The organism is Streptomyces sp. 8P21H-1 (assembly GCF_013302945.1).
Window position 1 is genome coordinate 1 of record NZ_JABTYA010000263.1, and the last position, 7,539, is coordinate 7,539.

Sequence of the window (7,539 nt, forward strand, 5' to 3'; positions counted from 1 at the left end):
GTGCCGTCTTCGCCGAGTCCGCCGTCTTCGCCGCGGCTGCCGCGGCTGCCGGGTCCGCCGTGTTCGCGGCCTTCGCCGCGCCCGCTGTACCCGCCGCACCCGCCGCGTCCCGTGGCCGTGCCTGTGCGGCCGTGTGCGGTGCGTTCGGTGTGCCTGATGCGTTCTTCGCGTCTTTCTTGCCCGTCTCGCCCGGTGCGTCCGGCTTGGCCGGTGCATCCGGCTTGACCGGTACGCCCGGTGCGCCGGACTTACCGGGCCTGCCGGACGCGCCGGGTGCACCCGGTGTTTCTGGTGTCTTCGGTGTGCCCGAAGCCGCCGCGGGGGCGGGGCCGGGCTCTTTCCGTGCCCAGCCCTCGCTCGGCTGCTGCGGCTGCGGCTGGTCCTTCATCGTGTGCCGTGCTCCCGTTTCACGTCGTACGTCCGGTACGTCCTCGTACGCCTTGGCGCCCTCCCCTTGAAGACTGTCGCATCCGGCGATTCGTTCCCGTCACAGGGCACGCTTCGCATAACAAGTGACGCAAGAAACCGTGAAGAAAATGCCTGGCACGCGGCGCGGCCCCGCGGCTAGGCTCCTGCGCTTTGGTCCGGAACGGCTGGAGGGCGCCCGTGAAGGGGGCAGGCAGGTTGTACGCCGCCGTCGCGGCGGGAGGGTTCCGGCGGTACGCGACCTACCGGGTGGCCACCGCCGCGGGCGTGTTCACCAACACGGTGTTCGGCATGATCCTGGCGTACACGTACACCGCGCTGTGGGACGAGAGGCCCGGTCTCGGCGGGTACGACCAGGCCCAGGCGGTGACGTACGTGTGGGTGGGGCAGGGGCTGCTGTCGGTGGTCGCGGTGATGGGCGGCGGCTTCGAGGACGAGCTGATCGAGCGGATCCGTACGGGTGACATCGCGATCGACCTCCACCGGCCCGCGGACCTCCAGCTGTGGTGGCTGGCCGCCGACGCGGGGCGGGCCGGTTTCCAGCTGCTGGGGCGGGGCGTGCTGCCGATGGTCCTGGGCGGGCTGGTGTTCCGGCTCGCGCTGCCGGGCGACGCCGGCACCTGGGCGGCGTTCCTCGGCGCCGTGCTGCTCGGGGTCCTGGTGAGTTTCGCGATCCGCTACCTCGTGGCGCTGGCGGCGTTCTGGTTCATGGACGGGGCGGGCGTGCAGCAGCTGGCCGTCCTGGCGGGACTCTTCTTCTCCGGGATGACGCTGCCGCTGAACGTCTTCCCGGGCGCGCTCGGCGAGCTGGCCCGCGTGCTGCCCTGGTCGTCGCTGATCCAGGTGCCCGCGGACGTGCTCCTCGGGGAGCGCACGGGGTGGGCGCTGCTGCGCACGTACGCCTTCCAGGCCGCCTGGGCCGCCGGACTGCTCGCGCTGGGCCGGCTGATCCAGTCGGCGGCGACGCGCAGGGTGGTGGTCCAGGGTGGCTGACCGGCACCAGCACCAGCACCAGAACCAGCACCAAGAGCAGGGGCTGCGGCAGGGCACGCCGTACCCGGGCTTCGAGCGGGCCGGCCGCTCGCGCCTGGCGGACGGGCTGCGCGCCTACCGGCTGATCGCCTGGATGTGGATCCGCTCGACGATGGCGTACCGCGCGTCCTTCGCGATGACGCTCCTCGGCAACTTCGCGGGAACCGCGCTCGACTTCGTCGCGATCCTGCTGATGTTCTCGCGGGTCGACGAGCTCGGCGGCTACGGGCTGGGCGAGGTGGCGTTCCTGTACGGGCTGTCGAGTGCGGCGTTCGGCCTCACGGACCTCGCCCTCGGCTCGATGGACCGGCTGGGCGGGCGGGTGCGCGACGGCACGCTCGACACGCTGCTCGTCCGTCCCGCGCCGGTGCTCGCGCAGGTCGCCGCGGACCGGTTCGCGCTGCGCCGGCTGGGCCGGATCACCCAGGGGCTGCTGGTCCTCGGGTACGCGCTCACGGTGGTCGACATCGCGTGGACCCCGGTGAAGGTGCTGCTGATGCCGGTGATGCTGGTCAGCGGGGCGGCGATCTTCGGGGCGGTCTTCGTGGCGGGCGGGGCCTTCCAGTTCGTGGCGCAGGACGCCTCCCAGGTGCAGAACTCGTTCACGTACGGCGGCACCACCCTGCTGCAGTACCCGCCGACCGTCTTCGCCAAGGAGCTGGTGCGCGGGGTGACCTTCGTCCTGCCGCTGGCCTTTGTCAACTGGCTGCCCGCGCTGTACGTGCTCGGGCTGCCGTATCCGCTCGACCTGCCGCAGTGGACGGCGTTCCTGCCGCCGCTCGTGGCCGCCGGCTGCTGCGCGCTGTCGGGGCTGGCCTGGCGGGCGGGCCTTCGTTCGTACCGGAGCACGGGGAGCTAGCACGTGGACACCGACACCGACACCGACATCACCACCACCGGGGCGGGTGGGCACGACGGCGCCCTCATCCGTCTGGACCGCGTCGAGAAGGTCTTCGACGTCCGCAGGAAGACCGGCTTCCTCCGCCGTGAGCGGCGGCAGGTGCGGGCGGTCGACTCGATCTCCTTCACCGTGTCGCGCGGCGAGATGGTCGGCTACATCGGGCCGAACGGCGCGGGCAAGTCCACCACCATCAAGATGCTCACCGGCATCCTCACCCCGAGCGGCGGGCACCTGCGGGTCGCGGGCATCGACCCCTCGCGCGAACGCACGCGGCTCGCGCAGCGCATCGGCGTGGTGTTCGGGCAGCGCACCACCCTGTGGTGGGACCTCCCGCTGGTCGACTCGTACCGGCTGATGCACCGCATGTACCGGATTCCCGACGCGCGGTACGCCGAGAACCTCGACCGGTGCGTCGAACTCCTCGAACTGGGCGACCTGCTGGACGTGCCCGTACGGCAGCTCTCGCTCGGCCAGCGGATGCGCGGGGACATCGCGGCGGCGCTGCTGCACGACCCGGAGGTGCTGTACCTGGACGAGCCGACGATCGGGCTCGACGTGATCAGCAAGGCGCGGGTGCGGGAGTTCCTGCGGGACCTCAACGCGGAGCGCGGCACGACGGTGCTGCTGACGACCCATGACCTCTCCGACATCGAGCAGCTGTGCCGGCGGGTGATGGTCATCGACCACGGGCGCCTGATGTACGACGGGCCGCTCACCGGGCTGCACGAGATAGGGGAGAGCGAGCGGACGCTGGTGGTGGACCTGGAGCGGGAACTGCCGCCGATCGACGTCGGGTCGGCGCGGGTCGTGAAGGTCGAGGGGCCGCGGCAGTGGCTCGCGTTCCCCGCGGCGCAGTCGGCGGCACCGCTGGTGGCGCGGATCGCGGCCGCGTACCCGCTGGTCGACCTGTCGGTGCGGGAACCCGACATCGAGGCGGTCATCAGCCGCATGTACGCGGAGAAGACGACCTCGTAGGCTGCTGGCATGACGGACGAACTCCCGGACCGGCGCCCCGATCGCCCCGATCTACCCGGCCCTTCCGGTGCTCCCGGTGCTCCCGGTCTCCCCGGCGGATCCTCCGGGCTGCGTGCCTCCGACGCCGACCGCGACCGGGTCACCGAAGTGCTGCGGGACGCCCTCGCGGAGGGCCGCCTGGACATGGAGGAGTTCGAGGAGCGGCTGGAGGCGACGTACAAGGCGCGTACGTACGGGGAGTTGGAGCCCCTCACCCGGGACCTGCCCGCGCCGGGCGTCCCGGCTCCCGCGCCCGCCGTGTCGATGGTGAAACGACCCGCGGTCCACGGGGAGCGGGACTGGGCGGACCGGATCGGCGGGGGCGGGGGCCGGGCGTCCCAGTGGGGCGTGGCGGTCATGTCGGGGTTCGAGCGCAAGGGGCACTGGACGGTGCCGAGCGCGTTCCACTCCGTCGCGTTCTGGGGCGGGGTGACCCTCGACCTGCGCGAGGCGGACTTCGCGGCGGGCGAGGTGGTGATCAACTGCGTCGCGATCATGGGCGGGGTGAACGTGATCGTGCCGCCCGGGGTCGAGGTCGTGGTCCGCGGGGTCGGGATCATGGGCGGTTTCGACCACCGCGAGGGGGGTGTGCCGGGGGACCCCGGCGCGCCGCGCGTGGTCGTCACGGGGTTCGCCTTCTGGGGCGGGGTCGGCATCGAGCGCAGGATCACCAGGGCGGAACGGGCCCGCCTGAAGGAGGAACGCCGCCGCGAGAAGCTCGAACGCCGGGCGGGTGGTCAGGGGGAGCTGGGCACGGGCCGGGACTGAGGCCCCGCCCGGCCCCCGGCCCCGCCCGGCCCCCGACTACCGGTGCGGACACAGGACTCAACCGGATTCAACCGGAAGCCCGGGGGCACGTGGACTCCACGGCCACCGGCGGTCCGGCACCGGCGGCCGCAAGGTGACAGTCCGGTGGAAGGCTGGCTGGCAATGGACCTCACGTCGCTTCTCGTCTCCGGGATCGTCGGCGCCGTCTGCGGAGGCGCCGCGGTGATCGCCCTCGACAGGAGAAGGCACCGGCAGTAGCCCGCTGCCCGCTGCTCGCCGCCCGCCCGCGCACCGGCCCGGAACCGGCGGCCGAGCCAGCTGCCGCCACAGGTCAGAGCTGGGCCGGAGCCGCCCCCTTGAGGTCGTCCACGTCGAAGATCTCGGCCATGCGTTCGTAGCCCGCGTCGCTCGGGTGGAGATGGTCGCCCGAGTCGTAGTGGGAGCGCAGGCGGCGCGGGCTGTACGGGTCGCGCAGCGCCTTGTCGAAGTCGGCGTAGGCGTCGAAGACCTCGCCCGAGCGGATCCGGGCGTTGACGGCCTGGCGGGTGTCCTCCAGGTGCGGCCGGTACCCGCGGTGCCCCTGGAAGGGCATCAGCGTGACCCCGACGACCCGCAGACCCCGCGCGTGGGCCATCCGCCGCAGCTCGCGCAGCCCGTCGGTGATCCGGCGCGCGTCGGTCTCGTGGGGCGTGCGCAGGATGTCGTTGACGCCCAGGGCGATCACGACGGCCCTGACGTTGGGACGGCCGAGCACGTCGCGCTGGAAGCGGACCAGGCCGCTCGGGTTCTCGGCCGGACGGCCGAGCCCGCTGGACAGGACGCGGTTGCCGCTGATGCCCTGGTTGACCACGCTGTAGCGGGGTCCCTCCCCGGCGCGCAGCCGGTCGGAGAGGACGTCCGTCCAGCGCCGGTTCTCGCCGACGGTCGAGGTGCTCCCGTCGGTGAGCGAGTCGCCGATGACGACGACCGTGCCCTCCGCCTCGTTGCTCAGCACGTCCACCGCGGTCACGTACCGCCAGTAGGGCGTCTGCCCGGTGTACGCGACCCCGCTGACGTCCTCCGTGCGGTCGCCCTCCGCGGTGTACGAGATCTGCCGTGCCTGCGGGTGGTAGGTGACGGGCCCGGACGGGGTCGGCGAGTACGTCGTCACCAGGACGTCCGTGTCGTGCGGGACCGGCAGCCGCACGGCGTCGCTGACGACCTGCTGCCCGGCGGGCACCACCACCGAGGGGCGGCCGTTGAAGGTGAGGCGCCGCATGGTGCCGGCCTGCGCGGCGGCGCCGTCCGAGCCGTCCGCGACGGCGACCGAGGCGCGCGTGATGCCGAGCGGCTGCTGCCCGTACAGGTTGGAGAGCGTGATCCGGGCGGCGCTGCCGCCGACCCCCACGTGCACCACGTTGCGCACCGAACGCCCGGCCATGCCGTTCACCTCGGTGCCCGGCTCCGGTCCGGCCGGGGACGCCGACCAGGCGCCGACCCAGGTGCCGACGGAGGCGGGGGCCGCCGGGTTGTTCGGGCCGCGGCCGTCGGGCACCGTGGTCTCGGCGCCGTCGTCGGAGGCGACCCCGACGTATATGGCGGCCGAGACGGCGACGATGACGGCGATGATCGCGGCCAGCAAGGCATAACCGTGACGCTTGGTCATGCGGTGCGTGTCTCCTCGGAAAATGTGGGAGCTCGTGGCTCCGATGTGATCACCCCATGATGGGGCATGGAGTGGAGGGGACCCGACCTGGCCCCGGCGTTCCCAGGATCCCGTCGGGTCCCGCGGGACTCCAGGATTTCGCCGAGAACTCCCCGCCCGGACAGACGCGGGGAACTGATGTTCCGTTCCAGTAGTCGGTCAGGTTGGGACAATGGGTTACGGGGGACCGGGAACGGATGGAGCGGATGGAACGCACGGAAGAGGACCGAACAGGGGAAACGGGCCCGGCGGGGCGGCCTTCCCGGCCCGGCGGTGTGGCGAACCCCACGCGGGCCGGCGACGGCGCACCGGGCGGCACATCGGGCGGCACACAGGACGGTACGCCGGGTGGAGTACCGGGCGGCGCGCCCGGCAGTACGCCCGGCGGCGCGCCGAACCGCGCGATGAACACGTTCAGCCCCGCCGACGAGGAGAAGTTCCGCGGGGTCCGCCGGATGAAACTCACGGCGACCGGCCTGCTGCTGCTGGTCGCCGTCGTCTACGTACTCGCCAAGTGGGCCGGTAACTCCGGCGCGGGCGCCTGGGCCGGATACGTGGCCGCGGCCGCCGAGGCCGGCATGGTCGGCGCGCTCGCCGACTGGTTCGCCGTCACCGCGCTGTTCCGGCGGCCCCTGGGCCTGCCCATCCCGCACACCGCGATCATCCCGACCAAGAAGGACCAGCTGGGCGTCTCGCTGGGCGAGTTCGTCGGCGAGAACTTCCTCTCGCAGGACGTCGTACGCCAGCGGCTGAGCTCCGTCGGCATCGGCAGCCGTCTCGGCACCTGGCTGGCCGACCCCGAGCACGCCGACCGGGTGACGGCGGAACTGGCCACCGCGCTCAGGGGCGCCCTCGCGGTGCTCCGCGACTCGGACGTGCAGGCCGTCGTCGGCGAGGCCATCAACCGCCGCGCCGACGCCCAGGAGATCGCCCCAGGCATGGGGAAGATGCTGGAGAAGGTCGTCGCGGACGGCGGCCACCGGCGGATCGTCGACCTGGTCTGCGTACGCGCCCACGACTGGCTCGTCCTGCACGACGAGCAGGTGATGGACGCCGTACAGGGCGGCGCCCCGGGCTGGACCCCGCGCTTCGTCGACAAGAAGGTCGGCGAGCGCGTCTACAAGGAGCTGCTGCGCTTCGTCACCGAGATGCGCGACATGCCCACCCACCCGGCCCGCGGCGCCCTGGACCGCTTCCTCGGCGACTTCGCCTCCGACCTCCAGTCCGACACCGACACCCGCGCGCGCGTGGAGAACCTCAAGCGCGAGATCCTCGGGCGTGGCGAGGTCCAGGACCTGATCGCGTCCGTCTGGTCCTCCGTACGGCAGATGATCGTGGCCGCAGCCGAGGACGAGCGCAGCGAGCTGCGGCTGCGCGTGCGGGCCTCGCTGCTGTCCCTCGGCGCGCGGATGGCGGGCGACGCGAGGCTGCAGGCCAAGGTCGACGGCTGGGTCGAGGGGGCCGCGGTGTACGTCGTGACGACCTACCGCGACGAGATCACCTCCCTGATCACGGACACCGTCGCCGGCTGGGACGCCGAGCACACCTCGAAGAAGATCGAGGCGCACATCGGCCGCGACCTGCAGTTCATCCGGATCAACGGCACGGTGGTGGGAGCGCTGGCCGGTCTGCTCATCTACACGGTGTCGCACGCCCTGGGCGGCTGACCGGTGCCGGTCCCGGTCCCGGTCCCGGTCCCGGTCCCGGTCCCGGT

6 protein-coding genes and 1 pseudogene are annotated in these 7,539 nt (G+C 72.6%); 5 read left to right on the plus strand and 2 right to left on the minus strand.

All coding sequences use genetic code 11. The annotated features are described in order from the left end of the window. Positions 1–388, minus strand: a pseudogene (locus HO151_RS07040) (hypothetical protein); the annotation flags it as partial. A 218-nt stretch (positions 389–606) separates the two neighbouring features. Between HO151_RS07040 and HO151_RS05315 the strand changes: the two are divergent. From HO151_RS05315 to HO151_RS05330, 4 genes are read left to right on the plus strand one after another with little or no spacing between them, the layout of a single operon-like run. Then, entirely contained in the window at positions 607–1,419 is an 813-nt protein-coding gene (locus HO151_RS05315; protein WP_173894944.1) for an ABC-2 family transporter protein, read from the plus strand. 43 nt (positions 1,420–1,462) lie between these two features. Further along, positions 1,463–2,317 carry an ABC transporter permease gene (locus tag HO151_RS05320; RefSeq protein WP_254594749.1) on the plus strand — a complete coding sequence of 285 codons (855 nt, stop codon included), beginning with the start codon at positions 1,463–1,465 and terminating at the stop codon, positions 2,315–2,317. Positions 2,318–2,344: 27 nt separating this feature from the next. After that, entirely contained in the window at positions 2,345–3,334 is a 990-nt protein-coding gene (locus HO151_RS05325) for an ATP-binding cassette domain-containing protein (protein WP_368039432.1), read from the plus strand. A gap of 9 nt (positions 3,335–3,343) precedes the next feature. Beyond that, complete coding sequence (locus tag HO151_RS05330; RefSeq protein WP_173894945.1) at positions 3,344–4,141, plus strand: DUF1707 domain-containing protein; 798 nt, start codon at positions 3,344–3,346, stop codon at positions 4,139–4,141. A gap of 331 nt (positions 4,142–4,472) precedes the next feature. On the opposite strand, the gene HO151_RS05335 is transcribed toward HO151_RS05330, so the two are convergent. Beyond that, complete coding sequence (locus HO151_RS05335) at positions 4,473–5,786, minus strand: SGNH/GDSL hydrolase family protein (protein ID WP_173894946.1); 1,314 nt, start codon at positions 5,784–5,786, stop codon at positions 4,473–4,475. Between the two features lie 314 nt (positions 5,787–6,100). On the opposite strand from HO151_RS05335, the gene HO151_RS05340 reads away from it, so the two are divergent. Beyond that, positions 6,101–7,492 carry a DUF445 domain-containing protein gene (locus HO151_RS05340; RefSeq protein WP_368039431.1) on the plus strand — a complete coding sequence of 464 codons (1,392 nt, stop codon included), beginning with the start codon at positions 6,101–6,103 and terminating at the stop codon, positions 7,490–7,492. The last annotated feature ends 47 nt before the right edge of the window (positions 7,493–7,539 follow it).